At 37.3% G+C, this 26582-nt stretch carries 33 protein-coding genes and 1 pseudogene; 7 read left to right on the plus strand and 27 right to left on the minus strand.

The genetic code is table 11. From position 1 onward, the window contains the following. Window positions 1-142 precede the first annotated feature (142 nt). The 6 genes from hpf to flaG all read right to left on the minus strand — a co-directional run bounded on the left by hpf (window position 143) and on the right by flaG (window position 4031). Window positions 143-721 (minus strand): ribosome hibernation-promoting factor, HPF/YfiA family, encoded by a 579-nt coding sequence (gene hpf / locus ACFFIX_RS12250; RefSeq protein WP_378934277.1) that lies wholly within the window; start codon window positions 719-721, stop codon window positions 143-145. Window positions 722-983: 262 nt separating this feature from the next. Further along, entirely contained in the window at window positions 984-1370 is a 387-nt protein-coding gene (locus tag ACFFIX_RS12255; protein ID WP_378934279.1) for a DUF8042 domain-containing protein, read from the minus strand. 9 nt (window positions 1371-1379) lie between these two features. Beyond that, a complete protein-coding gene (fliT, locus tag ACFFIX_RS12260) occupies window positions 1380-1730 on the minus strand; it encodes a flagellar protein FliT (RefSeq protein WP_378934281.1) in 351 nt (116 codons plus the stop codon). Then, entirely contained in the window at window positions 1730-2131 is a 402-nt protein-coding gene (fliS, locus tag ACFFIX_RS12265; RefSeq protein WP_378934283.1) for a flagellar export chaperone FliS, read from the minus strand. Before fliS ends, fliT begins: the two co-directional genes overlap by 1 nt. Before the next feature lie 25 nt (window positions 2132-2156). Next, the gene (locus ACFFIX_RS12270) at window positions 2157-3665 is read right to left on the minus strand and encodes a flagellar hook-associated protein 2 (protein WP_378934285.1); all 1509 of its coding nucleotides are present in this window, start codon (window positions 3663-3665) and stop codon (window positions 2157-2159) included. 21 nt (window positions 3666-3686) lie between these two features. After that, on the minus strand, window positions 3687-4031 hold the full coding sequence (gene flaG / locus ACFFIX_RS12275; protein WP_378934286.1) for a flagellar protein FlaG: 345 nt from the start codon (window positions 4029-4031) through the stop codon (window positions 3687-3689). 138 nt (window positions 4032-4169) lie between these two features. On the opposite strand from flaG, the gene ACFFIX_RS12280 reads away from it, so the two are divergent. The 3 genes and pseudogenes from ACFFIX_RS12280 (at window position 4170) to ACFFIX_RS12290 (ending at window position 5032) form a co-directional block, all read left to right on the plus strand. After that, entirely contained in the window at window positions 4170-4361 is a 192-nt protein-coding gene (locus tag ACFFIX_RS12280; RefSeq protein ID WP_378934288.1) for a hypothetical protein, read from the plus strand. Then, a pseudogene (locus tag ACFFIX_RS12285) lies at window positions 4301-4660 on the plus strand (DNA endonuclease); the annotation flags it as partial. The gene ACFFIX_RS12280 and the pseudogene ACFFIX_RS12285, both read left to right, overlap by 61 nt. A gap of 48 nt (window positions 4661-4708) precedes the next feature. Further along, on the plus strand, window positions 4709-5032 hold the full coding sequence (locus ACFFIX_RS12290) for a hypothetical protein (protein ID WP_378934290.1): 324 nt from the start codon (window positions 4709-4711) through the stop codon (window positions 5030-5032). A gap of 434 nt (window positions 5033-5466) precedes the next feature. Here the strand turns inward: ACFFIX_RS12290 and ACFFIX_RS12295 are convergent, their stop codons facing one another. From ACFFIX_RS12295 to degS, 21 genes are all read right to left on the minus strand, one after another. Then, window positions 5467-5703, minus strand: coding sequence for a flagellin (locus tag ACFFIX_RS12295; protein ID WP_378934292.1), 237 nt, complete (start codon window positions 5701-5703; stop codon window positions 5467-5469). 221 nt (window positions 5704-5924) lie between these two features. Beyond that, window positions 5925-7124 carry a flagellin N-terminal helical domain-containing protein gene (locus ACFFIX_RS12300; RefSeq protein WP_378934294.1) on the minus strand — a complete coding sequence of 400 codons (1200 nt, stop codon included), beginning with the start codon at window positions 7122-7124 and terminating at the stop codon, window positions 5925-5927. A gap of 97 nt (window positions 7125-7221) precedes the next feature. After that, the gene (locus ACFFIX_RS12305) at window positions 7222-7773 is read right to left on the minus strand and encodes a tyrosine-type recombinase/integrase (RefSeq protein ID WP_378934296.1); all 552 of its coding nucleotides are present in this window, start codon (window positions 7771-7773) and stop codon (window positions 7222-7224) included. A gap of 293 nt (window positions 7774-8066) precedes the next feature. Beyond that, window positions 8067-8369 (minus strand): hypothetical protein, encoded by a 303-nt coding sequence (locus ACFFIX_RS12310; RefSeq protein WP_378934298.1) that lies wholly within the window; start codon window positions 8367-8369, stop codon window positions 8067-8069. A 257-nt stretch (window positions 8370-8626) separates the two neighbouring features. Beyond that, the gene (locus ACFFIX_RS12315) at window positions 8627-8881 is read right to left on the minus strand and encodes a hypothetical protein (RefSeq protein ID WP_378934300.1); all 255 of its coding nucleotides are present in this window, start codon (window positions 8879-8881) and stop codon (window positions 8627-8629) included. Window positions 8882-9343: 462 nt separating this feature from the next. Next, window positions 9344-10804 carry a flagellin N-terminal helical domain-containing protein gene (locus ACFFIX_RS12320; protein WP_378934302.1) on the minus strand — a complete coding sequence of 487 codons (1461 nt, stop codon included), beginning with the start codon at window positions 10802-10804 and terminating at the stop codon, window positions 9344-9346. Window positions 10805-11036: 232 nt separating this feature from the next. Then, window positions 11037-11270, minus strand: a complete 234-nt coding sequence (gene csrA / locus ACFFIX_RS12325; protein ID WP_378934304.1) for a carbon storage regulator CsrA — start codon at window positions 11268-11270, stop codon at window positions 11037-11039. A gap of 11 nt (window positions 11271-11281) precedes the next feature. Beyond that, window positions 11282-11710, minus strand: a complete 429-nt coding sequence (gene fliW, locus ACFFIX_RS12330; RefSeq protein WP_378934306.1) for a flagellar assembly protein FliW — start codon at window positions 11708-11710, stop codon at window positions 11282-11284. A 23-nt stretch (window positions 11711-11733) separates the two neighbouring features. Next, a complete protein-coding gene (locus ACFFIX_RS12335) occupies window positions 11734-12303 on the minus strand; it encodes a DUF6470 family protein (protein ID WP_378934308.1) in 570 nt (189 codons plus the stop codon). 45 nt (window positions 12304-12348) lie between these two features. Further along, window positions 12349-13233 carry a flagellar hook-associated protein FlgL gene (gene flgL, locus ACFFIX_RS12340; protein WP_378934310.1) on the minus strand — a complete coding sequence of 295 codons (885 nt, stop codon included), beginning with the start codon at window positions 13231-13233 and terminating at the stop codon, window positions 12349-12351. A gap of 15 nt (window positions 13234-13248) precedes the next feature. Continuing rightward, entirely contained in the window at window positions 13249-14838 is a 1590-nt protein-coding gene (gene flgK / locus ACFFIX_RS12345; RefSeq protein ID WP_378934312.1) for a flagellar hook-associated protein FlgK, read from the minus strand. Window positions 14839-14857: 19 nt separating this feature from the next. Further along, window positions 14858-15340, minus strand: coding sequence for a flagellar protein FlgN (locus ACFFIX_RS12350; protein WP_378934314.1), 483 nt, complete (start codon window positions 15338-15340; stop codon window positions 14858-14860). A gap of 22 nt (window positions 15341-15362) precedes the next feature. Continuing rightward, complete coding sequence (flgM, locus tag ACFFIX_RS12355; protein ID WP_378934316.1) at window positions 15363-15620, minus strand: flagellar biosynthesis anti-sigma factor FlgM; 258 nt, start codon at window positions 15618-15620, stop codon at window positions 15363-15365. Between the two features lie 233 nt (window positions 15621-15853). Next, window positions 15854-16273, minus strand: a complete 420-nt coding sequence (locus ACFFIX_RS12360) for a TIGR03826 family flagellar region protein (RefSeq protein ID WP_378934561.1) — start codon at window positions 16271-16273, stop codon at window positions 15854-15856. Between the two features lie 60 nt (window positions 16274-16333). Next, the gene (locus ACFFIX_RS12365) at window positions 16334-16927 is read right to left on the minus strand and encodes a ComF family protein (RefSeq protein WP_378934318.1); all 594 of its coding nucleotides are present in this window, start codon (window positions 16925-16927) and stop codon (window positions 16334-16336) included. Window positions 16928-17000: 73 nt separating this feature from the next. Then, window positions 17001-17321 (minus strand): late competence protein ComFB, encoded by a 321-nt coding sequence (comFB, locus tag ACFFIX_RS12370; protein WP_512700169.1) that lies wholly within the window; start codon window positions 17319-17321, stop codon window positions 17001-17003. 66 nt (window positions 17322-17387) lie between these two features. Then, on the minus strand, window positions 17388-18878 hold the full coding sequence (locus ACFFIX_RS12375; protein ID WP_378934321.1) for an ATP-dependent helicase ComFA: 1491 nt from the start codon (window positions 18876-18878) through the stop codon (window positions 17388-17390). Beyond that, window positions 18875-19099, minus strand: coding sequence for a hypothetical protein (locus ACFFIX_RS12380; RefSeq protein ID WP_378934323.1), 225 nt, complete (start codon window positions 19097-19099; stop codon window positions 18875-18877). The genes ACFFIX_RS12375 and ACFFIX_RS12380 overlap by 4 nt, the downstream gene beginning before the upstream one ends. A gap of 126 nt (window positions 19100-19225) precedes the next feature. Continuing rightward, window positions 19226-20068 (minus strand): fatty acid kinase binding subunit FakB, encoded by an 843-nt coding sequence (locus ACFFIX_RS12385; RefSeq protein ID WP_378934325.1) that lies wholly within the window; start codon window positions 20066-20068, stop codon window positions 19226-19228. Window positions 20069-20422: 354 nt separating this feature from the next. Then, complete coding sequence (degU, locus tag ACFFIX_RS12390) at window positions 20423-21106, minus strand: two-component system response regulator DegU (RefSeq protein WP_378934327.1); 684 nt, start codon at window positions 21104-21106, stop codon at window positions 20423-20425. A 92-nt stretch (window positions 21107-21198) separates the two neighbouring features. Continuing rightward, window positions 21199-22311: a two-component sensor histidine kinase DegS gene (gene degS, locus ACFFIX_RS12395; RefSeq protein ID WP_378934563.1), complete on the minus strand. Its 1113-nt coding sequence runs from the start codon at window positions 22309-22311 to the stop codon at window positions 21199-21201. A gap of 215 nt (window positions 22312-22526) precedes the next feature. Here degS and ACFFIX_RS12400 point away from each other — a divergent pair, with 215 nt between their 5' ends. The 4 genes from ACFFIX_RS12400 (at window position 22527) to ACFFIX_RS12415 (ending at window position 26560) form a co-directional block, all read left to right on the plus strand. After that, window positions 22527-23162 (plus strand): YigZ family protein, encoded by a 636-nt coding sequence (locus ACFFIX_RS12400; protein ID WP_378934329.1) that lies wholly within the window; start codon window positions 22527-22529, stop codon window positions 23160-23162. A 14-nt stretch (window positions 23163-23176) separates the two neighbouring features. Next, the gene (locus ACFFIX_RS12405) at window positions 23177-24187 is read left to right on the plus strand and encodes an LCP family protein (RefSeq protein ID WP_378934331.1); all 1011 of its coding nucleotides are present in this window, start codon (window positions 23177-23179) and stop codon (window positions 24185-24187) included. 175 nt (window positions 24188-24362) lie between these two features. Then, entirely contained in the window at window positions 24363-25028 is a 666-nt protein-coding gene (locus ACFFIX_RS12410) for an SH3 domain-containing protein (protein ID WP_378934333.1), read from the plus strand. Next, complete coding sequence (locus tag ACFFIX_RS12415; protein WP_378934335.1) at window positions 25028-26560, plus strand: SpoIID/LytB domain-containing protein; 1533 nt, start codon at window positions 25028-25030, stop codon at window positions 26558-26560. The genes ACFFIX_RS12410 and ACFFIX_RS12415 overlap by 1 nt, the downstream gene beginning before the upstream one ends. Window positions 26561-26582: the final 22 nt, after the last annotated feature.

Below are 26582 nucleotides of genomic sequence, written 5' to 3' on the forward strand. Positions count from 1 at the left end.
TGGACACCCTTGCCTTCGACTAATGGTTCGCATATCCCAACGCCCATAACGGACTTCCACCGTCTAGTTGATGAACATGCCTGGCACACAAAAAAAGCACAGCGCAATGACTAGTGCGCTGTGCTTTTTAATTCATCATAATTTATACATGCGGCTCAATCAAGCCATATTTGCCATCTTTGCGTCGGTAGACTACGTTGGTATTGTTCGTTTCAGAATTTGTGAAGACGAAAAAGCTGTGGCCTAACATATTCATTTGAAGAATTGCTTCTTCATTATCCATAGGCTTTAGATTAAAACGCTTCATACGCACGAGTTCTAGTGCATCTTCCTCGTCTTCTACCGTTGGTTGCGTCTGAACTGCTGCTGTTCCTTCTGCAACACTTCCATTGCTAAACATAAACTTAGGTGATCCTTGTTCACGAAACTTGCGGTTTACCTTTGTTTTATGTTTTCGAATTTGTCTCTCGAGTTTATTCGTAACAAGATCAATGGCTGCGTACATATCCTCATTATGTTCCTCTGCACGCAATACCAATTCTGTCATTGGAATCGTAACTTCGATTTTTGAATCTTGTTCATTGTAATACTTTAGGTTTACATTTACATTTGCTTCAACTGAATCCTCAAAATACCTTTCAAGTTTACCAATTTTCTTCTCCGTAAACTCTCTTAGTGCTGGAGTTACCTCAATGTTCTCGCCTCTGACGTTATACCTCATTATTGAACTCCTCCTTACTTAAGGATATGTAAACTTAATTCTACCTTTCCCTACTAGATTCCTGCACAAACGTAAATTTAGTGTGAAGTTTTTGTGAAATTTTTAAGATTTTGTAAAGGTGCATGGTTTAGTTCTAAGATGATACTTGAGTCAGTATATGCGCGGGAGTGAGGTTACATGCGTTTTTTGGTCTCCAATTGTAACCTTTTGAGGGCGGGTTTATAAATGAAGCTCGCCTTAGCAGTTAAAGGCGAGCTTTTTTTCAATGAGTAATATATGGTTGCATGCGTGATTGAACTGCTTCTTTCCATGCTAAGAAAGAGGGTGTTAGTTGATTTTTCACAAACGCATGATACTCTTCAGGATTTGTAAAAATAGACTCTATGCCTTCTAATGTCTTGATTACAGAGTCAAATTTGGCGATTTCTTTTGATAATTCATCGTTCGCTTCTACCACTGAAAGAATTGAAGGATTTGATGAGTCAATATGATAAAAGGCAGAGATGATGTCTGAAAAGATTCGTTCGCTCTCTGTGAATTGTAAGTTCTGAAAACTATCAATAACATAATCAAAGCCTTCTTCAATTGAATTTAGCAAATGAAAATAATATGAAAGTAGCTCATGTTGATCTGAAGTTAATGTTTGCATAGTGGCCACCTACTTTCGTTTATCGTAAAACCTACCGTCTACGGTTGCATTCTGATAGGGGTTTACATATTTATTTGCCGATGATTTTGTGTTTTTAAGCTGTGTTATGTCTTTTTTGACTTGATCTTTAAGGGCAAAAAATTGTTTTGTAATCAGTTCATTCCATGAGATAACTTGTTTCATCTGTTGTTCTTCCTCTTTAGTATAAGGAGGCTTTAGCTGATGTACTAATTCTTCTCGCTTATCTAAATGAGATGTTATCGAGTCAATGATTTTATCACGTTTTTCCCTTTTCGAATCTGTTTCGACTAACTTTACAAGCTTTTCGGTGATTTGATAAACCGCTTGAACAGCGCTCACTACGCTTGTCCACCTTTACCGTGTTGCTGTTGACGAGCAACTTGGATAACTTGTTTCCATGTATCACGGAAGTCTACTACATGACCTTCTACTTCTTTTAGAATAGCAAGGTCATTTTTCATGTTCGCTTCCAGAAGACGGTGATTCATGTATTCATACATCACGGCCATATTTTTAGAAATTTCTTGGTCTGGGTTTAATGTAATCATTAATTCCGTTATGATCTTTTGAGCCTTTTGTAGATTTAGGTTTTTTTCTTCTATATTAGAATTCTCAATTGCTTTATGAGCTTGTTTAATAAACTTCAGACATCCGTTATAAAGCATCAACGTTAATTCGCCTGGAGAAGCTGTGCTGACTGAGTTTTGTTGATACGCTTGATAAGGGTTGTTGATTGCCATGGTTTACACTCCTTTTTTATTAAAATTAGTATCCGCTGCTGAATTGTTGAGTGATATATGCAGATTGTTGGTTGGCTTTCTGAATCGCTTTTTCCATTTCAGTAAATTGGCGCCAGTAACGGTCTTCTAATTGCAGTAGACGGTCCTGAAAAGCATCGATTCGGTTATCAACATCGTCAAGGTTTCGACCAATTGTAAAGGATTGATTAGTAGTTAGAGTGTTGCCTGCTTTTTCTTCAATAGAGTCAATTGTACCTTTAATTGTGCCTCGGATACGTCTAGCAATTCCTTTTGTTTCTTGGTTGTCACCGTCAGCATTAAATAATTCATAAAGCGCATTTGGATTTTCTTGAATTTTTTCTCGCAAGGTCGCTTCGTCAAGGATCAGTTTTCCCTTGTCTAGGTAGTTGGATGAGGTTTTAATTCCTATGGCTGATAACTGAGTAAAACCTGAGAGATTGTCTGTCCCATTAACTGGTGAATAAAAATCGGATCTCATTTTATTCAACCCGCTTGAAAGAACAGAATCATTTTTAAGAAGTCCGCTATGTGCCTTTTCTTCCCACTTCTCAATTTGATCTTCTGTCATCGCTTCTTTTTCTTCATCGGTTAGTGGTTGAAAGTCTCGGTAACGTGTTTCGGAGATTTCTCCATTAATTTTTCCGATTACCTCATTGTATTTGTCGACAAACTTAACGATTGTGTCGAGGATACCATCGACGTCTGTGGAACTAGAGATTGTAACTGGATCAGTTGTTACGTTTTTTGCAGTGTACTCTATTCCGTTAATTGTGAAGATGTTCGACTTTTTTTCCATTTGAAAGCCGTTTACTTTTATAACTGCGTCTAAACCATCAGTTGAAGCTAATAGCTTGTTTCCGTCCCATTTATTAGTATCAGTAAACCCTAACTTTTCCTGAAGAAAAGACTTTGTCACTGAATCATTAACGGTAAGTTCGCCACCCGTTCCAGTTGCATTCGATGTAAAAACGATTGTGTCTGTGTAAGCTGCACCATCCCAGATTTTTTCCTTCATTGCTGTAACACCTAATGATGATGTATTCAACTTAGCAATTACGTTGTCGATCGTATCAGTTGCAGAAATAGAAATTTCAACTTGTCTAGTAGCCGTTGCACCAGGGTCTTTCACTGTAAAAGAGAGTTCAGCTGCACCTGCAGTATAAGGAAGAACAGCAGCAGATTTCCATGAAGCAGATTTTGCAAGTCTATCAACCTCAATATTCGTGGTGATATTGCTCCCCGCATTAATCGCTTTTGCACTAACAGCAGATTCATTGGAACTTGTCACACTTTTCTTTAAAAAGGACGCTTCCCTACTAATCCCATTTTTATCAAGAAACATCAAGTCGTCTAATTCCTGAAGGATCTTATTCATGCCGCGATAATCATCTCTCTGCCATTCTAGCGTTTGCTTCTTTTTTGTCATTTTATCCATTGGTATACGTTCAGCTTTCATCATTTCAGATACCAAAGAATCTATATCCATACCACTCGCTAATCCGCCTATTCTCATCGCTCAATCTCCTCCTTCAATTTAGATTTTTTTATCAACAATAAATCCTAGAAATTCAGTCATGGTTGCATACATATCTAGCCATTTCTTTGACGGAATTTCACGAACAATCTCATTTGTATGGTTATCTACGATGGTTACGTAGTATTCGTTTAGTTTTTCATGGAGTTCAAATTTAAGATGAGTATTAGAAGGTTCAAGAAACTCATTCATACTGTTTACTACTTTCTCTAACTTTTCCTTAGATGCTGTTTCTTTTATTACTGGAGGTGCTTGATTTACTTCAATTGTTTCTCTATTGCCATTTAGTTTTGTTGGATCAGTGCTGTGAATTGCAGGCTGCGAGGTGATTTTTTCAACAGACATGCGGGACACTCCTCTGGGTTATGTTCTAATCTTTTTATCGGCAACTCTAATTAAAAGTTTAATATTTACTATTAATTAATATAGTTGTAACCAATAGAGAACATACGTTTTGTATAGTTAACTTAGGAGGTGACAAAAGTGAAAGAACTTGAGAAGTTAAATCTAATCCAAAGAAGCATTTTGCTAGCTAGTATATTAGGGGATGGAGAAATTACAAAAATATATAGAATTCCAGAAGAAAAAACAATAGTTATAGAGAACATTATGGAATACAACAAAAAGGGTATCGTGAATGGAAAGTTGAAAGTCTCCCCGAATTGTTATACATAACGAGTAAAAGTAACACGGTCAGATCAAAATCGCAGTGTTTATTTACTAATCTCTACCCTTACTTTTACTGCACAGATGGTAAAAAACACATACCTTTAGAGTTACTATTGAAGCATTGTACATCACTCTACTTTTTGATGGTCCTATATTTAGATGACGGTTCTTTATTAATTAGTAGGAGGGTAAATCATCGAAAGAAGATAGTGTATATCTCCCCCTCAATAGCTTTTTATTTACAATGTTATACTAAGAAAGAATTAGAAGAACTTAAAGTCTTTATCTTAACAGTGTTCAATATTCCTCTTTCAATTAATAAAAGAAACGATGGTGAAGGATTTATATTAAAAATGACTAAATCAAAGGATGTCTATAAATTTCTAAATGATATAAATAAGCGAATTAACTCAATTGAGTGTATGAAGTATAAGATGGATTGGAACTATCGATTAAATATCGAGATTGAGAAATTTAATATAACTCATCACGGATATCAAGTGATACAATCGGATTCCTCAAGGTTTAAAAAATACACTGAAGAAGAACTTACTACTATCATTAGTTTAAAAACGAATGGAAAATCAGATAGTGAAATTGCAATTACAATTGGAAGAACTTATTGGTCAGTCGTATATAAAATAAGAGAACTAAGAAATAATGGCCTTCTCAAATGAGAAGGCCATTATTCTAATTATTATTAACGTAGAAGTTGTAAAACCCCTTGTGGTTGTTGGTTCGCTTGCTTTGCGACTATGTCTTTCGATCATAGAATAGACTATATCTTCACCCTATGAGACTCCGAATCTATTCGACAAAATCCGGGAGGTGACAGGCACCTATAGGGGCCGGGCACTTCGAACAGCTTTTGCTGCCCTACGAGATTCATAGTCATAGCTTTCGCCTTAGACCGTATTCTCTAGTCGTTGAACCTTCCCCAGAGTTTCCTCACAGGAGCTTGGCTGCTGATTATCCATTGTTTCATTCTCATCATTTTCAGACCATCACGCTTACCGTTTCCAGTTACGTTGTGGTTGATAAGGCTTTAGGAAGTTCCAGCAATTCACCCAGTTATACTCTTATCCGTTACCAGATAAGACGCCCTTAATCATTATCTCAAGAGTTGTAAAACTCCTTGAGGCAACTGATTAGATTGAGCCAACATTGCTTGTGCTGCTTGAGAAAGAATAGAGTTCTTTGTTTGTGTCATCATTTCTTTCGCCATCGTGCGAACATTTACTTTCATAAATGACCAGACTATATCTTCACCCTCTAATAATCTAGTAGGGGTCGGGCACTTCGGATTCACAATGCTGATGTACATTGTTTCACCTACGGATTTCATCATCATAGCTTTCGCCTTAGATGGTATATCCTAGTCGTTGAACCTTCTCCACTCTTTCGAGACAGGAGCTTGGCTGCTGATTGCCCAATCTTTTCTTTTTTCAGGCCTTCACGTTTGTCGTTTCCAACTACGTTGTGGCAAGAAAAGCTCTAAGGGGTTTCCAGCAATTCACCCGATAATACTCACTAGCCGTTACCAGCTAGGACGACTGTGCTTGTCACTGCTTAGGCAGCTAAAGCATAATCTACGTCACGGATACGTGATTCAGATGCTGTTAAGTTTTCTGATGAAGTATTTAAATTATTAATTGTATGCTCTAATCTATTTTGGTATGCACCTAGTTTAGAACGCTCTGCAGAAACACTTTGGATTGATGCATCTAGTTTAGTGATAGCATTTTGAGCACCAGTTTTATTTGAAACATCTACAGTGTTGATAGATAATGCAGTAGTATCCATATCATTAATAGCTAATTTAACTGTTTGCCCCTCATTAGCACCAATTTGGAACTCTAAAGAATTATCATCAATTTTAACATCAGCATCTTTTACAGCAGTAGCAGCTAAAGAAGAATTAAAAGAGAATTCTAGTCCACCAACACTTGCTTTACCAGTTGTGTCATTTGTTATTGTTGTCGTACCAACCACATTATTTGCACTATCAGATACAGTAAATGTTGCTGTTTGACCAACTGTGAATTTTAAAGTACCTGCACCAGTTGTTCCAGCGCTGGAATCAGTTACAGTAAAATCGAAACCTCCAAGTGTAGCTGTAGTTGCTGACTTATCTAATGTATTAGTAGCAAGTTGTTTACCATCTGCATCTTTTAAAACATAATCTAATTTTGTTGAATCAGTTGCATTAACAGTTGATTCTAATGTGTATTCACCCATTTCAACAGTGCTACCAGTAGTAATTGCTATGGCTGATACATCTGTCGTGTCAGACACTTGTGTAAATACCTCAGTAGCTCCAGCTGTCAGTGCTACTTTGTATGTGTCTTCCTTTAAATTATCATTTATTACTGTAACACCTGTAATCTTTGTATTAGCAAAGCTTGTAGCCGAATTTGCAGTTTTTGAAGCACTTCCGTCTAAGAGACTCTTAGTGTTGAATTCAGTTGTTTCTGAGATACGGTCTATTTCAGATTTTAACTGTGCAACTTCTTTTTGCATTTCAGTTCTATCAGCATCTGTCGCTGTGTCGTTTGAAGATTGAACCGCTAGTTCACGCATACGTTGAAGAATATCATGTGTTTCGTTCAATGCACCTTCAGCCGTCTGAATCAATGAAATGCCATCTTGAGAGTTACGAGAAGCTTGATCTAATCCACGAATTTGACCACGCATTTTTTCAGAGATTGCTAGACCTGCTGCATCGTCACCAGCACGGTTGATACGAAGCCCTGAAGCTAGTTTTTCCATTGATTTAGATTGTGCATTAGATGCACTTGATAACTGACGAAAAGCAACCTCAAAAATCAAAAATCAAAAATCTACCTAATCGAGAAACCCATGTGACTCAAGGATCCTGTCTAAGCCCGATTTCACGCCTCTTTCCTCCTTTTCCAATCACCGTCAATTGATTCGTCAGGAAGTCAATGTCTACTATCTTGATTCCAACCAATTCACTAACCCTTACACCTGTATAGAGCAACAAATAGACAATCAGCTTGTTACGAGTACTAACCTTGTTTCTGTTTTCAACATAGAAAAGCAATTGTTCCACCTGTTCATCCGAAAGAGCATCCACATTGTCCTCACTTCCAGAAGCAATTTTAATTCTATCCCGCTTCAACTGAATGAATGACTCGCATACAATTTCTTTGGTTCTTAGAAAATCGTTGTAAACTTTTAGGCTATTAATCTTTTTGTTGATGGTTGAAACGGTATAGTCCTCCTTCATCAGATGTTCCTTATACCGCACAAAGGAGAAACGGGATAGGACTGGAACATCCTTCAATTTCTCTTGCAAATATGATTGAAATCCTTTGACATCATTCACATAGGACTCGATTGTTTTGGCTGCTTTCCCCTCTGTAAAGAGCCATTGCTCAAACTCTGCTATCTCCAAGAATGATTCACCTCCAAAATGAAAAAAGACTATTGATGTATGCATTTATACACCAATAGCCTTTTACATTTTCCTTGTATTCATTTTTCCAGTCCCTTTCTTATCCGCTCACGACAGTTATATAATAATGTCGGCAGTTTTTTCTTACAGAAATCATTCAAGTTCTTTGCCACTCATCCATTCTTCGAAACTGAATATACGTCCCATAAGTTTTGTCGTGAGTTTGCAGGAAGAAATGTCGTGAATCCCGCTTGAATGATTCAATCAACCATGAAAATAGTCCAAATGATTTTTTAGTCTACATACATTTCATAAGCAATTTGTTCCCCATTCTTTATCCATACTTCGTACAGATTCTTTCTCGTTTCCTCCTTAAGTACATAACCAGCAATCCACTCGTACCCTTTATCATCTACATACGAAATTGCTTCAATAAGCAATGGGTTGGGTAGCTTTTCTAAGTGTTCAGCTGGGATGAGCAAATCATCTATTTCTTCATGATAGAAATCATGGGCTTCGTAGCCTACATCCTCTCTTTTGACTTCAATGTTAAATGTCTTTTTCATTGTTCCTACAAACCAGTCTAAATATATCATCTTTTGTCCTCCTTCAATTGAAAAAGGACTTCCCTCAAAGAGAGAAGCCCCATTTTGACGAACACCATGTACATGAATGCTCAATATTATGATATATGCTTGATTTTCCCATTAGCTAGACTAAATGTAGAAATGTTTTTTACATGAAATTTGGCACTTCGAATAGCATTTGCTGCCCTACGAGATTAATATTAACAGTTTTCCTACCTTAACCAGTCATTGGAACTTCCTCAGAGTTTCCTTACAGGAGCCGATTATTACTCTAAATCTTTTACGTACTCTTTTAATTTGATAATTAGGCTACTCCTAATTTCCGTATTAACATTCTTATTTAGTTGAACTAAATCAGGGAAAATTCCATTTTCATTTACAATAACCCTTACGACCCCTTTTGCCAAATCGCCATGCATATCATTTGAAATAAAATACTCGATATTATAACCTATAGAACCCGAAACGGGATGGTCAATTAGTTCTTCCTTTTTGAGAAGCTCAAATGTAAAATTTGTCATTATCAAATTCCTTTCTATTATACATAATGAAAAATACAATAAGAAAAGACTCTAGCAAAGAAGCCAGAGTCCCTTTCAAATAATCTAAAATTAACGAAGAAGTTGTAATACTCCTTGTGGTTGTTGGTTCGCTTGCTTTGCGACTGTACCTTTCAGTTACAGAATAGACTATATCTTCATCCATATTTTCCATGGAGCTGGGCACTTCGAACAGCTTTTGCTGCCCTACGAGATTCATAGTCATAGCTTTCGCCTTAGACCGTGTTCTCTAGTCGTTGAACCTTCTCCAGAGTTTCCTCACAGGAGCTTGGCTGCTGATTATCCATTGTTTCATCTTCATCATTTTCAGACCTTCACGCTGACCGTCTCCAGTTACGTTGTGGTTGATGAAGCTTTAGGAAGTTCCAGCAATTCACCCAGTTATACTCTAGCTCGTTACCAAGCTAGACGCCCTCTATCAAACTACCTTAGAAGTTGTAAAACTCCTTGAGGCATTTGATTGGATTGAGCCAACATTGCTTGTGCTGCTTGAGAAAGAATTGAATTCTTAGTTTGAGTCATCATTTCTTTCGCCATGTCAACGTCACGTACACGAGATTCAGCAGCAGTTAAGTTTTCAGAAGAAGTATTCAAGTTATTAATTGTATGCTCTAAACGGTTTTGGTATGCCCCAAGTTTTGAACGCTCTGCCGATACAGTTTCAATTGCTGTATTGATTGTTGAAATAGCTGTATTTGCTCCACTCGTTGTTTTAACATCTAGATTGTTTATTCCTAATGCACTAGAACGCATATCCTGAACAGCAACATTCATCGTTTGCCCTTCATTTGCTCCAATTTGGAAACTTAGAACGTTATCATCATTTACCGAAACAGTTGTTGCAGTTGTGCCTGCAAGCTCAAATTTCAAGCCCTCAGCTGCACCATCTTTATAAGTGACAGTATTACCCTTTACTTCAAAGTTAGATGCTGTTCCAAGACCCGAGATCGCTACGCTGTTCTCATCAATACCAGTAGCTGTAAATGTAGCATCCGCTCCTGTAACAGTTGCACTATATGTTCCGCCAAAAATCTCAGTCGCCCCTGTAACAGCAACAGCGCCAGCAGAACCTGCTTGAGTTGCTGTGAAAGACCAAGTGATGTCATCTGCAGTACCATCTGCTGCTGATGTAATTGCGAAATCAGCAGTTACACCTGTTTGACCAGAAGAAGCATTAATTTCATTTTTAATATCATCAATTGTTTTTGAGCTATCAAAGCTAAATGTTTTCCCATTTACTGTAATTGATGCAGTTCCGTTAGCTGCAGCTAAACTTGAAAGTGTTCTTGTTCCATCAAGAGTACCACTTGCAGCTAAGTTGTCCCCTAGAGAAATTGTACTTGAATCGACATTTGTTGTAGTCGCTAAAGCTGTTGCAGTAATGGTATAAGTACCTGATGTTGTATCAGAACCTGCAGTAACGTTCTTTACGTTTGCTAGATCAGAAGAATAAGCATTTACTCCAACTTCGCCATTTAATAATTTTTTAGTGTTAAACTCTGTTGTGTTACCGATTCTATCAATTTCAGAATTCAACTGATCAATTTCCTTTTGAATCTCACTTCTATCTGATGATGTGTTAGTGTCGTTGGATGATTGAACAGCTAATTCACGCATACGCTGAAGGATATCATGAGTTTCATTTAAAGCACCTTCAGCTGTTTGGATTAATGAGATCCCATCCTGCGCATTTTTAGAACCCATATCTAATCCACGAATTTGTCCACGCATTTTTTCAGAAATTGCTAGACCAGCAGCATCATCACCAGCACGGTTAATACGAAGACCTGAAGATAATTTCTCCATTGATTTTGATTGGTTTGCAGATGCACTTGATAACTGACGATGTGTGTTCAACGCCGCAATATTATGATTAATTCTCATTGTAATATTTCCTCCTTGAATTTAAGTTTAATTCACATCCATGTGAATTTACTATTTATGAACATCTCTTACTGTCGGCCGCCAGCAAGCTTGTCCCTTACACTATTAATATCGACCTTGTAAGAAATTGTTTAATAGTTTTAAAGATATATTTTTAAAAAGTTTTCTATCGATTTTTTTTGAATTCGTATTGTTGAAGCATAAAAACCCAAACAAAAAAACCTCAAGCTCATCACTCAAGGTCAAAGGACTTATTCCTAATTAAATCTAAAATATTCACCGAAGTGGAAGCAGCTTCATTATTCGACTCTTGAATGGAAAGATAAACTTCCTTCCGATGAATCTCTACATTTTTAGGGGCTTTTATCCCCAGCTTTATTTGATCGCCCTGTACCGATAAAACTGTAATCTCAATCTCATCACCAATTTGAATTGATTCATTCGTTTTTCTCGTTAAAACTAACACGCTTCCACCTCCTATATGTTAGTAAGAATTTTATGCTTCGTTCTTAATGATGGGTTATTTATTATTATTTGCTTTGCCTTTTTCGTTTTTGAATTCACAATAATTGGGGCTTGTAAGTTCGCAGTTGATTCTTCAAAGGTTTCTTTTAAGGTTAAAATTGTCCAAACCACAACATCTTCTTCCTTTTCAAGAGATAGCAATTCTTTATCAGCTTCCCCTAAATCAAACTCATAGTCTTTAAAGAATAAAAATGGATTTACAACGACGAATCCAAGTTCTGATGTCTTCTTTGATTGTAGGATAGAAAATGGTGATCCTTCCTCTAAAGATAATAAAACAAATTCCTTTTCGTCTAAGAATCCTGGAATTCCATGTCCAAAATGCAACACATCATTTTCTGCAACCTCTATCTCACCATGGTACTTTGTTTTCAATAGCATAAGTCACCATCCTTCTTTTCTTATTATGCCTTCATATCTATGGTTTCAAAATCAATTTTAAGATCATTTCTTCTTTCAAGCTGGATATCAACGTTTCCTGGATGGTAGTCTAGGATTGGCTTGTTAATTTCTACTTCAATCTTTGGCTTATTATTCTGAACATCAACATTCACCTTTGCAGGTTGATAATTTATCTTCACACTTCCAGCAGAGGGAATAAATCCGATATTAAATTCATACATAGGCTTCTCACTCTTTCTTTTCGCCTGTTGCGGAATCGGATTTCCACCGTCTTCTATTTTCATTAACTCTTCGCCTTCTTGTGCCCGTCTAGCAATACCCGCCAATAAATCCTTTCGTCCTTGCCCAGCCGCTTCTTCGATTCTACGAGAGATGTGCTTTAAATCCATGTCTGCCCATGCTTCCGTTTGATCGATAGTTAATATCGAGGGAATCGTTTCGATTGTAAGCTCTGCTTTTGGCTGTTGAATAGATAGTCCAGCTTTCGGCTGCTGAATTTCTACCCTCGCATTATTAGTTTTGATTCCAATCTGAGCTGTGGTGCTCTCTAACCTAATTTGTGGTACTTGCATCTTTTCTCACTCCTAGTAAATAAGCTATCTTAATAAAAAGATAGCTTATCTCAAAAAGTCTATTAACGTAGGTTGAATAATCTTCGAACTCACTGCTAATGAAGCACGGTGCACACTTTCTTGAATAGTCAGATCCGTAATAACGCGTTCAATATCTGCATCCTCATTATCAGAGAGAATTCGATTTGCGATGATTTCTTGGTCAGCAATACGAGAATCAATTAATTCCAAACGGTTGTATCGTGCACCCAGCTCAGATCTTTCAGAGGACATCGTGTCAAAATGAATGTCTAGTTGACCTAGAAGTTCATCTGAGTTTTCTAGTTTCCCATTATTCAATCCACTTTCAATCGCTTCTAACGTCGCAAAGAAGTCTTCGCCAAACACCTTATCAGCATTTGCATTTACCTTAAGTTGAACACCTTTAGAAACTTCAACATTAAAAGCTGAAGTAGTCATATTAGAAAAATCTAGTGTTCCATCTGCATTTTTAGTTATCGGTGCTTTGTCCGTTTGCGTCCCATTAAAGATATATCGTCCTGCCACTTGTGTATTAGCAACTCCAACTAAATCTTCTTTCAACTGACCAATCTCAACTCCAATTGCTTTCAAATCTTCAGGACTATTAGTACCGTTCTTCCCTTGAAGAGTAAGCTCACGCACACGCTGAAGAATTTGCGTCGTATGCTCAATCCCACCCTCAGAATTCTCCATCCATTGGTAAGCCTCTGAAAGATTTCGCTTATACTGCTCAACCTCTGTCAAATTTGTACGATAATGCATTCCCTTCATCGCAATAACTGGATCATCCGAAGGTCTACTAATTTTTTTACCAGTTGCTAGTTGGTCCTGATATTTACCCATATTCTTATAACTATTACTTAAATGACGTAAAGAGTTACTAGCTAACATCCCTTGTGTTACACGCATTTGCTATTCACCTACCTATCTCCCTGAAAGTCCCATACCATTTATAATTTTATCTAGAATTTCATCTTGCATCGTAATCATTCGTGCGGATGCGTTGTATGCATGTTGGAACTGAATCATGTTTGTCATTTCTTCGTCTAGTGAAACGGCGCTGACTGATTGTCTTCTTTGATCAACTGCATCTTTTAAAACTCCACTATTTGTTGTTAATCTCTCAGCTTCTTGTGCGTCGACGGCCATTCCACCGATTACACTTTCGTAGAAGTTTTGGAAGGTTGTTGTGTTTCCACCAATATTTAGTGAGTTATTCTTGACGTCTGCTAGGCGAATTGCATTTTGGCTATCACCAACATGAACTTGATTGTCTGAGTTAGGCATAGCTGCAGCAATGTGGTCTGTTGAGTCTTGAATGGCTTTTGATACTTGAATGAGTGCGGATGCACCTTTTGAATCTAGTAAAGACGTACCTTCTCCGAATGAAAAGAAATCTTTGGGAGTATGAGTTGCATCATTTGTATTAGGATCTCCATCAGGATCTAAATCTTCCATACTCCAACCTTCACGATGGACACTGTTTAACTTTGTCGCAAAGTCGAAAGCAAGAGTATCTATGTCAGCCAACATATCGGGATACAAGCCTTTTTCAAAAACAGTGCCATCTGAACTTGTGTAAGTGTACCCATACGAATCTATTAAGCTACTCAATTCTCCTGAACTATTGAAATCTAAAATATCTATTTTCTTAGTACCTAGTTGAACCGATTCTACAAGACCATTTTCGGCGTTATATTCTACAGCAAATGAATTTGTTCTCTGTTGTTTTGCATCAACAAGTGTACCTATGGATCTCCCGTTATCATCGACAAGCTCAACCGAATATGTGCCTTCTGCAATCTTTAATGCATTCCCACCCGAAGGATGAGTTGTGACTTTTATATTTGCTAGTGATGAAAGTTGATCAACTAAGCGATCTCTCTCGTCGTACAAATCATTAGGTAAGTAACCATGTGGTTCTATTTCAGAGATTTGTTTGTTTATGTTATTAATTTGATTAGCCAGTGAATTCATCGCTTTTACCGACACATCTAGCTCACTCTTCAAATCTCCCTGAACTGACTTTAATGAATTGGACAGATAATTAAACGTCTCCGCAACCGCAATCCCACGTTCACGGACAACTGAACGTGCACCAGCATTTGTTGGGTTTGTTGCCAAATCCTGAAACGACTGCCAGAAACGATCTAATGTTTTTGATAATCCTGTATCAGATGGCTCATTCATGATTTCTTCCATTTTTTGAAGGGCTTCTGCTCTCGATTCCCAGTATCCTAGTTTATTGTTCTCGCTACGGTACTGAACATCTAGAAAACTTTCACGTACACGCTGTACACTGCCCGCTTCTACACCTGTTCCCATTTGCCCTGGAATGTTCGGCCGGTTCATAGATACAGCTGGATATGGTTCGGTCTGTTCAAAATTCACACGCTGACGAGTGTAGCCAGGTGTGTTGGCGTTTGCGATGTTGTGGCCTGTTGTGTGTAGGGCACTTTGTTGGGCGAACATTCCTCTTTTGGCAACTTCTAAGCCATGAAAAGTTGATCTCATCTATTTATTCCTCCGTACGTTAGGCTTTAGAATCAAAAATGGAGCGGCGATTTGTTGCCGTTCCTTTACTTTGATCTGGGCGGTTATAGTTTTGTGCGTTTTCCTGTGGCATCAGCATGTCTAGTGAAATCGATACAAACTGTAGTGATTGCTGTGTTAGCTGTTGGTTTAACTGATTGACCGCTTTCAGCTTGTCCATTATGCTTTGAAATTCGTGGTGTATCGTTTGAAGCCTTTCTTTTGCTAATCCGTCTGCTTGGTCGATGCAAGCACGTAATGTTAGTTCTTGCTCACGATTAAGATACTCCGCAGTTATTAAAATTCGTTCAGCCTCGATTTGTTTAATGGCTTGGACTAATTTTTGCTCCTGTTTGAGTATCTCTCTTAGTTCATCTATAAGGTCTTTTTTTAGGATTTCAGACTTTTGGAGGGCTACTTTATATAATTGCTCATGAAGTGATAATAGCTTTTCTAATGTAGTAATTAATTTATCCGCTAACACAAAGTACCCTCCGTCCTACTAATTATTTTTGATAGAAGTTTAGTAATCCTTTCGCAACTGCTTTAGGATCTACTGTATACGTACCGTTCTCAATTTGAGATTTAATCTCATTAATTTTTTCCTGACGTGCTTTTGAGACTTCATTTGTTTGAAGATCTTTAGCTGCAGAGGAAATCTCAACTTTGTCTTGTTTTGCTGTTGTTTTACTAAGCTCAGCGCTTTTCTCAAGATTTTTTTTATATGGATTCATTCCAACTGAATTAAAGTTATTTATTTTCATTGTAAACCCTCTCTTTCAAAGTGCATACGTACAACTGATTACCATTTATCCCATTCTTAACGGACAGTAAAACCTAAACCGCAAAATTCAAATGATACAAAGAAGATAGCAGGGGGTAACTGTCCGTAAAAATCCGATTAAGTTTCGCTAACCATCAGTGGAGGATGAAGAACTCTCCACTGACGGAAGTCTCACTTTATATCGTCAGCGTACACTTTATGTTTAGCAATTATTCACCATTTAGGCTTTGAGGCATAGAAAGTTGCCCGTTTTTCTTCTGCTTTGTTTCTTTCTCTAATACTTTGTTCCTGGTCTAGTTGGTGAATCTGAGACTTAATATCTGTCTCACAGTTGTCGCATAGTTTCCCCTCACGAATACTAGCACCACATTTCCCACAAGGGTAACTCAAGTTAGGAAAATTTGAAATTTGAATTCGTCCATTACGAATAAATTTTAGGATTAGTTCTTCTTCGACGCCTGTAGTCTCGATAACTTCATGTAATTGTGCCGTCCGATTTTCCCTTTTACGTAAAAATTTATAGACTGCTTCATAAGAATTTTCTTCTTTTTTATAACAAGCTTCGCAAACGCTACGAAACTGAGTTTTTACAAAAATGGCGTTGCAATTCGGGCAATTCGATAGTTCTCCCATCATGGATCATTCTCCTGTCAATATACTATAAACTATATATCGGCACTTTTTTAGAAACTTTTAGCCCCTGATGAGTGTTAATGAAGAGACTTTTGCGGCGCCATTATTCAAGAGAACTTTTGCTGCATGACGAAGCGTTGTACCAGTAGTGTAGATATCATCTACTAAAAGAATATTTTTCTCTAGGATTTCGGTTGCACTTTCGGTGGTGAATACATTTGAGGATTGAAGTCTTTCCTGTCTTGACTTTTTGGATTGTTTTTCGTGGTGTGTTCGTTGGAGAAGATCCTTTGTAGGAATAGGTAGTTGTTCCGCTAACAGTCTCGCCTGATTAAATCCGCGCTCGTAGAGACGATCAGCGCTTAGCGGAATCGGTACGATACCGTCTATTTCAGCAGAAAACTGTTTTTGGTAGACTGCACGCATTTCTTCTTTAAATATTTTTACTAATTCTGCGTCTCCTCGAAACTTAAAGGCAGCCAACACTTCTTTCATAAAATCAGTGTACTCAAAGATTGAGTGGTTTTTGATGAGCACACCTCGCCAAGCCTCACTTGTCTCCCATCGTTCACAGTCAAAGCAAACTTGCTCTGTTTCTTGAGGCCGGCTACATACAGAACACCTTTTACCATCAATCTTTGTTAGTTTATTCATGCATTCTTCGCAGGTAGATGTTGCTTTTTCTAAAAAAAGAATGCTTCTCCATGAAGACTTAGTATTAATTTCGTTATGACAAATCAGACAATGTATGGTTGTCCACCTCTTTTTTCCTAGCCATGACCTCACATAGAGGGTTATCAGAAACAATTTTCGCACATTCTGCCAGTTTAACAATCAGTGATGTCATTTCTTGTTTATCAATAAAACTCGCCTTTACATAGGCAATTTTCTCAATGTTTGATACATATCTTGGTTGCACTTTGTTTAGTACAAGTGCCAGCACATCTATTTTGCAGCGGTCACACATACAATTCATCTGTAAGCGGTCCTTGTATTCCTCTAATAGATCCTTCATAATCTGTTCCATCGCGTTGATGACCAAGTTCATTTCCCCTATTGTGAGTTAGTAAATATAGTATGACATATCTTATCGATAGTGGAAATATTTAGATAATTAATTAGTTAAAAAGGCACCCTCTTTTGCAATCTCATTCATCTTCTCAATATGTTTCTTTGCTTCAACCATTGCTTTCGTCTTTCCATAGTGAAAATAAATAATCCTACCCGTTGGAAAAAGAGCGTCCCGACCGACTCGCCCTGAAATTTGAACGAGTGCGCTCTCTGTAAAAATATCATCCTCTGCGCCCAAAATACCAACATCACAATTTGAAATCGTCACTCCTCGTTCTAAAATTGTCGTGGTGATTAAGATCGGGATCTTACCTTCTCGAAAACGTTGTACTTTGTCTTTTCGATCAGGATCTTCTGAGTGCACACCTTCAATTTTTATATCTTGATTTTTACAGATCCCGACAACTTTTTCAAGTACTAATATGCTCGGAATAAATAAAAAGGCCTGTTTTTTTGCTGTTAAGTGTTCGTTGATCCAATTTAGGAGAATGTTAGGGAGAGCGCCTTGATTTACCCTCTTTTTCCAGTCACCACACCATGTGTAAGATGGCACCGGGAGAGGATGTCCGTGGAAGCGTGCTGGGATTTTAACAGCAGTACGTTTCTTTTGTTCGACTTCTTTCTTCCATTGTTTAGACGGAGTAGCTGATAAGTAAATGAGTGAGCTTTGAGGCTTTCGGGCTTTTCGAACGGCATATTTGAGTGACTCATCGTAAGAATAGGGAAATGCATCTACTTCATCAATGATCATGGTGTCAAATGCTTCTTTGAAACGTAATAACTGATGTGTTGTGGAGATATAGAGGGAAGCTTGGTTACTCTTTTCTTCACTTCCACCATATAAGGCAGCTATTTCTATAGTAGGAAAAACTTTTTTCAATCTTGGTGCTAGCTCTAAAACGACATCCGTTCGTGGTGTCGCAATGCAGATTTTTCTGTTTGTTTGGAGTCCCTGTTCAATTCCATTAAACAAGACCTCGGTTTTTCCAGCTCCACAAACCGCCCATACTAACAGTTCATCACCTTTTTCTATCGCCTGAACGACTTTTTCGGAGGCTTGTTGTTGTCCTTTAGAAAGTCTACCGTTCCATGCTAATATTCTTTTAGAAGTTGTTGTCCTCTCGGTTTCTGGCCCAACCCACCTAAAAAGAGGTGTACACTCGCTCACACGCCCCATCATGATACATTTTCGGCAATAATGACAGTCTTCTCCACAGCGGGCACATCTAAAAGAAGCTATGAGATTTTTATCTTGGTTTGAACAACGATTACATTTGAACTTATCGTCTTCTTTAACAAGTCCATGATTCAAGCTTATAAACCCGTTCTTAATATGCTCTTGCAACGTTTCAATAGGAAAGTGAAGTTCGTCCGCCAGCAATTCCTTTCCGCTTAGGAATTGCTGTAGTTCTATGGAGTATGCATAAGCATGGTTTAGAGGTGTAAGTGGAAGATTAGCTATTCTAGAAATAGGTTGTCCTTCTTGATGAGATTTCGTAGGTAGTAACAGTGGTTTTTTATCAATAAATCTCATACGTAATAATTATAGTCGTGATCGGTTATTTTTCTGTATCTTTTCTCAACACTTATAGCTGTTCTTTTTAATTCCACACCAATATCTCGAAATCTCAACCCATTAAATCGTAGCTCCAGCAATTTCTTATCTTCAAGAGTTGTCCAGTGACGATACGATCTTTTACGATTATCCTCTATGTAGGTTTCATCGTTCAAATCTTGCATATCTAATTTGATCAACAGTCATCCTCCTTTAACTTAAAGTCGTACAGCAACTATTATGGAATAACCTCCAAAATATGTCTAGTTGTTATCAACAATATAAGCATAAAGCACTACACCTTTTGATGCAGTGCACACAACCCTCTATCTTTTGTACCATCCTAATCCCATCGCACCTTCACCTAAATGCGTTCCAATCACAGGACCGAAATAACTGGTCATAAACTCCACATGTGGGTACTTTTTTTCCAAATCTCTTTTCATTTCTTCTGCTTCTTCAGGACGATTCGCATGAATAACTACGGCACGCATAGGTGCTCCTTCACTAGCCACTTCATTAAAAAGCTCATAAAGACGGTTTACTGCCTTTTTCCGGGTACGAATTTTTTCAAACGGAACAATCATTTTATCAACAAAATGAAGAATCGGCTTTACTTGAAGCAAGCTCCCAATCAGTGCTTGTGCTCCACTCAATCGTCCACCACGCTGCAAATGGGACAAATCATCGACCATAAAATAAGCAGAGTTGGACTTTTTCACTTCTTTTAATCGAGCGATAATTTCTTCAGGTGATTTTTGAGCGCGTGCCATTTCAGCTGCTTCAAGTGCATAAAACCCTTGAACCATACAACTTATCTCAGAATCAAAAGCGTAAACTTTAATATTTTCAACCATATTTCCCGCTGCCACTGCCCCGTTATAGGTACCGCTAATTCCGCTCGAAAGGTGGATCGTTACAACTGCATCATAATCTTTTGCCAGTTTTTCAAACGTTTCTAAAAACATTCCTACAGAAGGCTGCGAAGTTGTCGGGAGCTCTCCTTTGCTACGCACCTCTTCATAAAACTGATTTGCAGTAATCTCAACCTCCTCTTGATAGGTTTCTTGTCCAAAAATAACGCTCAATGGAATCATATGTATATCTAGCTGTTCGCGTAATGCTTTAGGGATGTAGGCGGTACTATCAGTTAAAATAGCCGTTTTCATTTTGTCGTTCCTTCCTTTAATACGGATATTCCTTATTGTACTATTAATATTAGAGGATAATGTATTAAATTTCATTAAAAAAGCGCAAGCGCCTTGTTCAGCCCCGACAAGCATAAGGCGATTCTAAATAGAAGGCGTTCTTTGCCTTCAATTTAGAATTGACTTATGACCTCGAGGCAGTCAAAAGCGCGACGTCCTGTCGCATTGATTGCACTAGCACGTCCTTGTGCGTCGGGGCTAGGCGCTGGAGCTGGATTCAGAAACACAGATTAAGTATCAAATTATATACTTTCTGATACGATATAAAAAAAAGGTAGGTCCCATGTCTGGAACCTACCTTTTCGTTTAAAATGTCTAGCGAATTTCAACCCAACCATTTTTAATCGCAACAACAACTGCTTGCGTACGGTCGTTCACGTTCATTTTTTGTAAAATATTACTCACATGATTCTTAACTGTTTTTTCACTAATAAATAACGACTCTCCGATACCTCGGTTGCTTTTTCCGTCTGCTAGCAATTGCAGCACTTCACATTCACGTCGAGTTAATATATGTAATGGTCGACGAATTTCTGTTTGAATGTGCTGTGTAGCATTAGCTTGTCCACTTGTAGCTAAGCGGCGAAATTCGTTTACTAAGTTATGTGTCACTTTTGGATGTAAGTAAGACCCGCCATCTGAAACAACTTTTACTGCTTCAATTAACGTATCTGCATCCATTTCTTTTAATAAGTACCCACGAGCACCTGTTTTTAGTGCGTGTGTTACGTAATTTTCATCATCATGAATCGATAAAATAATAACCTTTGTTTCTGGATTTGCATCAATTAACAGTTTTGTTGCTTCCACACCGTTCATATTCGGCATATTTATATCCATTATAACGACATCAGGCTTGTTTGCTTCAACGATTGCTAACGCCTCTGAACCGTCATCGCCTTCAGCTACAACTTCAAAGCTTGGTTCAAAATCTAAAATGCGTTTTACACCTTCACGAAATAACTGGTGATCATCAATAATTACAATATTCGTTTTCATGGTTACGCCTCCCCAATTGTATTTTGTCTGTTTTTCGTTCATTTGGTCAATATGTCTTTTGTCATAAGAAAAACAAGGATTTGCAATGTCAATTAGCCTATATTATAAGGAACTGAAATCATAATAAATGTACCCAGACCCACTTTGGAGTCAATCGTCATTTTACCTTCTAGTAATTCTACACGTTCTTTCATGCCAATAAGTCCAAAAGACTTTTTATCTTTATTTTCCTTCATCTCTTTTAAATTAAACCCTTTGCCATTATCTTTTATTAGAAGGGTAATCCTATCTTTCATCGCTTCCACTTTCACAGATATCTCAGTTGCTTCTGCATGTTTCAGTGCATTAGTGACAGCTTCTTGCGCTAAGCGAAATAACGCGACTTCAAACCTTGAGGGTAGGCGGTGGTCTTCTCCTTCTCCCACGCTGTGAAAATGAATACGTGTTTTTCCATTATATTCTTCGATCGTGTTCATATATTTTCTGAGGGTAGGTATGAGACCTAAGTCATCCAACGCCATTGGCCTTAAGTCATAGATGATCCGTCTAACCTCGTAAAGCGCATTGCGAACATTTTGACGAAGGCTGCGAATTTCGCTAAAGCCCTCCTCCGAACCACGTTCTCTAAAAATTCGTTCTATCAATTCAGATCGCATCATCACATTTGCGAGCATTTGTGCTGGGCCATCATGAATCTCACGAGAAACACGCTTGCGTTCCTCTTCTTGTGCTTCAATAATACGCAACCCAAAATCTTGCTTTTGCTGAGCATCTTCTAATAGTAGACCAACTTGACGTAAATCGCGGTTTAAATAATTGAGCACAACCGTAATTTGACCCACCAGGGACTCAGAACGTTCAATGATCTCTTGTAACCCTAGCAGACGCCTCTCCAGGTCATCACGACGGTCTCTTAACTGTTTCTCGCGTTGTTGCATCATTGAGAGCTCTACTTGAAGCTTATGTGCCTTCTCGTAAGCCTCGCGAATCTCATCCTCATTAAACTGTTTAAAATGTTTACTTACCTCTGAAAGTCGATTTCGTGCAAACCGAGCATGCACTTCTAATTTATCGCCTTCATCTATCACATCATTAACTTGAATTTTAATATCCTTAAGTTCTTCCACTAGCGTTTCGTATTGATGACGGGACTGTTCACCAATAATGAAAATTTCATCCTTACTGCCATCAACTGCATTAATCATTTTATCTAAAATTTCATCAAGTAACGCACTATCAATTTTGGAGTTCACTTGTTTCCCTCCGTAACATATCTGTCATACTTTTTGCAAAATATAAATTTTAATTGAAGTAAAAAATTTGTCGTTTTATAATAGTAGAATGCGCAATTTGTTTTATTATGGCTGATTGCGTATATACAAAGCTCACCCACGCGCTTTTATCTTGGAGGTGTACAAGCATGCTTCCTTACTATTATACCGTAAAAGGCTATGGAGAGCATGAAATAATCATTCAAAAATCACGTTTTATTTGTTATACAAATCGGGCCACAACTGAAGAAGAAGCTCAGAGTTTTATTCAAACGATTAAAAAGAAACATTACGATGCAAACCACAACTGTTCCGCCTATCTTATAGGTGAAACGAACAACATTCAAAAAGCAAACGATGACGGAGAACCAAGTGGTACTGCTGGTGTACCGATGCTGGAAGTACTCAAAAAACGAAACTTAAAAGACACTGTAGTAGTTGTTACCCGTTACTTTGGTGGTATTAAACTTGGTGCCGGCGGTCTTATCCGAGCTTACGGAAGTTCTACCTCTGAAGGATTAAACGAAACGGGTATTGTTAAATGCACACTAATGCGAGTTATGCACACAAAAATTGATTATACATGGTTGGGAAAAGTGGAAAATGAATTACGATCTTCCGCTTATTCTTTGAAGGAAATTCATTATTTAAACGACGTTGAAGTGGAAGTATTTGTAGAAGAGGGTAGTAAGCAAGGCTTCATTGAGTGGATGACAGAATTAACCAATGGGAAATGTGAGATTTTTGCGGGGAATGTGAGATATTTAGAAGAAGACCTAGGATGAAGAGGAGAATTGTAGTGAAAAAAAATAGCAGAAGAGAACATAGAAAGAAAAAAAAATCAGGTAAAAAATTCATAAGAAAAATGTTACTACTCTTATTCCTTGTTGCTTTGGCTTATATAGGATATTTGGCTTTCACTACATTTCAAGCAGCGAATAACTCTTATGAAGAACTCGAAAATCGTGACGGAAAATCAAAATTACGAGAACAGGAAGTGGATATTAGTAAAGATCCGTTTTCCGTTTTATTAATTGGAGTAGAAAACTACTCTAGTGGAAAAAATTCATACGGCCGCTCTGATACACTTATGGTTGCGACATTTAATCCGTCTGATTCTACAATGAAATTACTTAGTATACCTAGAGATACTAGAGTATATGTTGAAGAGCGAGGAAAAAAAGATAAAATTAACCACGCATTTGCCTTTGGTGGCAAAGAATCAACTATTGAGACAATAGAAGACTTCTTAGACATTCCAATTGACTATTATGCAACAATCAACTTTAAAAGTTTTGTTAATATCATCGATATCTTAGATGGAGTAACAGTGGACGTTCCGTTTGACTTCTCGGATTATAAGGGTGGGGATTGGGAAACAAAGTATTACTTTGAAAAAGGCGAGATGAATCTTACAGGAGATGAAGCTTTAACTTACGCAAGAATGAGAAAGAAGGATCCTTTAGGTGATAGAGGTAGAAACGAACGCCAAAAGCAAATTGTTGAAGGTGTAATAGATAAAATAAATACTCCTTCTTCTTTGTTTAAAATTGATGATATTACAAAAGAAATCGGAAAAAACGTAGAAACAAACTTAAGGGTTAGCTATTTATTAGCATTACAAGATAAGTATTCTTCTTTCTCTTCAGAAAATATTAAATCACTTACTCTTGAGGGAGAAGATGAATATATTGATGGAATTTATTATTTAGTTCCTGATGAGGAATCTGTTAGAGAGTTGTCTGAAGAATTAAGGCAACATCTTAATCATGGTTCATCTAATGAAAATTCTTTAGATGAAACTAATTAATTAACAATCAGGAAAAGGAACTGCTTTTAGCAGTTTCTTTTTTTGAATAAAAATTTATAGGATAATATTACCTCTTTTATTATAATACTTACAAATTTCGATATTTATTGCTATTTTTCGTAATATTTGTGATAGAATTGTAACGTTATATTTTATAATTAGGAGGAATTACAAATTGTTGAAGAAAAAAATTATCCCTATTACTCTTGTATTTGGACTAGGATTTGCTGTCTCTTCTGTTTCTCTTCCCGTAAGTAAAGCAAGTGCAGATGCTGTTTTGGCTAGTGTCGAGTGGGTTTTATCGAAAATAAACCCTCTTGAAGATAGAGTTGCGAGCTTGGAAGCACAGATTCAACAATTATCAGATGGTGACAATAGTGGCGGTTCCCTTACACCTATTCAAGATAAATCAACACTAACGATAACTTCACCAACCATTGTTAAAAGTGGTGCTGGAAGTCATTATTCTACAATGTTAAATGCTCCACAAAATACTATTCTAACTTTCTATCAAGACTTTACCAATTCTATTACAGGAGAAAAGTGGTACCTTGTAAGACTCTCAAATAATAGATTAGGAGCTATACTTGCTAATAAAGCACAGGTGTCTGTTACTCCGTATTCAGGTTCATATACAAAAGTTGTTATGAATCAAAATGCTCCAATAAGAAGAGGAGCTTCATCTTCTTATGAAGTTTATTACACTGCGGCAAGAGATAGCGTTGTAAACTACCACAGTACGTACACAAATTCTATTTCAGGCGAAAAATGGTATCTTGTAAACTTAAGTTCAGGAAAAGTTGGTGCTGTTTCTGCTAAACATGCAGAGGTGATTAAATAGTGCTAAAAAAGCTATTAGCATTGTCGTCACTTTGTTTTTCAGTTCTATTGTTCGTTGATGTAGCAAAAGCTGATGTACAAGATGTTCCACATTTAAATGCAGTATCTGTAGAGATATATAATAAAGATGCTGTTACGTTAAATCTTAACGGTTTATATTTTATTAACAATAAATCAACCAATGAATCTATCTTGGTTAAACCTCAATCTAATTTATCATTAAATAAAAATTCAGGAATAATCTCAGCTTCTTTTGGTGCATTTAATTTATCTTCTAATACTCAATTTAGTATAAACGAGGTTTCCTTAATTAATTCAGTAACTAATAAGTTAATTGTTTTTACTGGAACTGTTGGAGCAAAAACAGCTGCCAATTCATCAAACCCTGACGTAGTAAAGTACTACAATGGGGAAGCTGCTGAGTATATGGGTACCTATGGTAGTGATTGGTATATTATTAAGTCAATTAAAGGTGCTTACGCTGGCAAGAACTTGGCGATCCCTAAGAACAGCAATGTTGCAATTATGGATGTTCCTAGTACGAATCTGCTTAAGGTTGATAATAACAAACAATATCGAGGAAATATTCACTTTAATATTAACTCACAAGTTATCAACACATTATCAATTGAAAATTATTTAAAAGGTGTTGTACCAAATGAAATGCCTGCAAGTTGGCATCCCGAGGCATTAAAATCGCAAGCAATTGCAGCTAGAAGTTATGCTCATGTAAAGAGTAGAAGGGGAATTTTAACAAGAACAGTTTCGAGCCAAGTATATAATGGTTATACTTCTGAGGATTCCAGAAGCAATAAAGCAATTGATGATACAGCTGGAAAAGTCGTAAAAAGCGGAAACTCTGTTATAGAAACATTCTTCCATTCGACTTCTGGTGGTCGAACTGCAAATGTCGGTGACGTTTGGAATAGTAACCAATCTTCATTTCCTTATTTGGTTACTAGAGAAGATAAATTTGAAAATTCTCCTCACAGTACATGGGTTAATTCATTTCGTTCTCGAACAATTCTAAATACATTTGGCTATGATAATGCAACAGTGTTATATGATATACAAATTGGCGAAAAAGGAGCTAATGGAGAAGTCGGTGCAGTTACTTTAGTAACTTCCAAAGGTACCAAGACAATCGAAGGAAATGAATTAACAATTAGAAAATTGTTTCCGATTGAAGGTTTTTACGGTATGTTAAAAAGTAATTGGTTTGATTTGGCTTTTACTAAGCAATATCAAGTGCAAACAAATAATGGAATAACAGATCAATTCGCTGTAAATGGACAAACAGTCCAGCTAGCAAACATAACTCAACCTTTAGTAAGTGATCAAGTCAGCATTCAAACATTAGAAGGTGTAATAACAAAAGATACTGATCCTGCTTCCATAACTCTTGAAGGTAAAGGGTGGGGACATCGAATCGGAATGAGCCAATATGGGGCAAAAGGATATGCAGAAAACGGTTGGACATATGATCAGATATTAAAGCATTATTTCTTTGGAACAACAATTGGATCTTTATAGAAAAAAGGCTAAATCCTCAAGG

The sequence above is a fragment of the Metabacillus herbersteinensis genome (assembly GCF_042433335.1).
GTDB classification, from domain to species: Bacteria; Bacillota; Bacilli; order Bacillales; family Bacillaceae; genus Metabacillus; species Metabacillus herbersteinensis.

What these genes read in the sequence shown, in the direction of transcription:
- hpf (WP_378934277.1), bottom strand. Translation starts at nt 721, where the DNA reads ATGAGGTATAACGTCAGAGGCGAGAACATTGAGGTAACTCCAGCACTA.
- ACFFIX_RS12255 (WP_378934279.1), bottom strand. Translation starts at nt 1,370, where the DNA reads ATGCAAACATTAACTTCAGATCAACATGAGCTACTTTCATATTATTTT.
- fliS (WP_378934283.1), bottom strand. Translation starts at nt 2,131, where the DNA reads ATGGCAATCAACAACCCTTATCAAGCGTATCAACAAAACTCAGTCAGC.
- ACFFIX_RS12270 (WP_378934285.1), bottom strand. Translation starts at nt 3,665, where the DNA reads ATGAGAATAGGCGGATTAGCGAGTGGTATGGATATAGATTCTTTGGTA.
- flaG (WP_378934286.1), bottom strand. Translation starts at nt 4,031, where the DNA reads ATGTCTGTTGAAAAAATCACCTCGCAGCCTGCAATTCACAGCACTGAT.
- ACFFIX_RS12290 (WP_378934290.1), top strand. Translation starts at nt 4,709, where the DNA reads ATGACTAAATCAAAGGATGTCTATAAATTTCTAAATGATATAAATAAG.
- ACFFIX_RS12295 (WP_378934292.1), bottom strand. Translation starts at nt 5,703, where the DNA reads ATGATGAAATCCGTAGGTGAAACAATGTACATCAGCATTGTGAATCCG.
- ACFFIX_RS12300 (WP_378934294.1), bottom strand. Translation starts at nt 7,124, where the DNA reads ATGGAAAAACTAGCTTCAGGGCTTCGTATCAACCGTGCTGGTGACGAT.
- ACFFIX_RS12310 (WP_378934298.1), bottom strand. Translation starts at nt 8,369, where the DNA reads ATGATATATTTAGACTGGTTTGTAGGAACAATGAAAAAGACATTTAAC.
- ACFFIX_RS12315 (WP_378934300.1), bottom strand. Translation starts at nt 8,881, where the DNA reads ATGACAAATTTTACATTTGAGCTTCTCAAAAAGGAAGAACTAATTGAC.
- ACFFIX_RS12320 (WP_378934302.1), bottom strand. Translation starts at nt 10,804, where the DNA reads ATGAGAATTAATCATAATATTGCGGCGTTGAACACACATCGTCAGTTA.
- fliW (WP_378934306.1), bottom strand. Translation starts at nt 11,710, where the DNA reads ATGCTATTGAAAACAAAGTACCATGGTGAGATAGAGGTTGCAGAAAAT.
- ACFFIX_RS12335 (WP_378934308.1), bottom strand. Translation starts at nt 12,303, where the DNA reads ATGCAAGTACCACAAATTAGGTTAGAGAGCACCACAGCTCAGATTGGA.
- flgL (WP_378934310.1), bottom strand. Translation starts at nt 13,233, where the DNA reads ATGCGTGTAACACAAGGGATGTTAGCTAGTAACTCTTTACGTCATTTA.
- flgK (WP_378934312.1), bottom strand. Translation starts at nt 14,838, where the DNA reads ATGAGATCAACTTTTCATGGCTTAGAAGTTGCCAAAAGAGGAATGTTC.
- flgM (WP_378934316.1), bottom strand. Translation starts at nt 15,620, where the DNA reads ATGAAAATAAATAACTTTAATTCAGTTGGAATGAATCCATATAAAAAA.
- ACFFIX_RS12360 (WP_378934561.1), bottom strand. Translation starts at nt 16,273, where the DNA reads ATGGGAGAACTATCGAATTGCCCGAATTGCAACGCCATTTTTGTAAAA.
- ACFFIX_RS12365 (WP_378934318.1), bottom strand. Translation starts at nt 16,927, where the DNA reads ATGAATAAACTAACAAAGATTGATGGTAAAAGGTGTTCTGTATGTAGC.
- comFB (WP_512700169.1), bottom strand. Translation starts at nt 17,321, where the DNA reads ATGAACTTGGTCATCAACGCGATGGAACAGATTATGAAGGATCTATTA.
- ACFFIX_RS12375 (WP_378934321.1), bottom strand. Translation starts at nt 18,878, where the DNA reads ATGAGATTTATTGATAAAAAACCACTGTTACTACCTACGAAATCTCAT.
- ACFFIX_RS12385 (WP_378934325.1), bottom strand. Translation starts at nt 20,068, where the DNA reads ATGAAAACGGCTATTTTAACTGATAGTACCGCCTACATCCCTAAAGCA.
- degU (WP_378934327.1), bottom strand. Translation starts at nt 21,106, where the DNA reads ATGAAAACGAATATTGTAATTATTGATGATCACCAGTTATTTCGTGAA.
- degS (WP_378934563.1), bottom strand. Translation starts at nt 22,311, where the DNA reads ATGATTAATGCAGTTGATGGCAGTAAGGATGAAATTTTCATTATTGGT.
- ACFFIX_RS12400 (WP_378934329.1), top strand. Translation starts at nt 22,527, where the DNA reads ATGCTTCCTTACTATTATACCGTAAAAGGCTATGGAGAGCATGAAATA.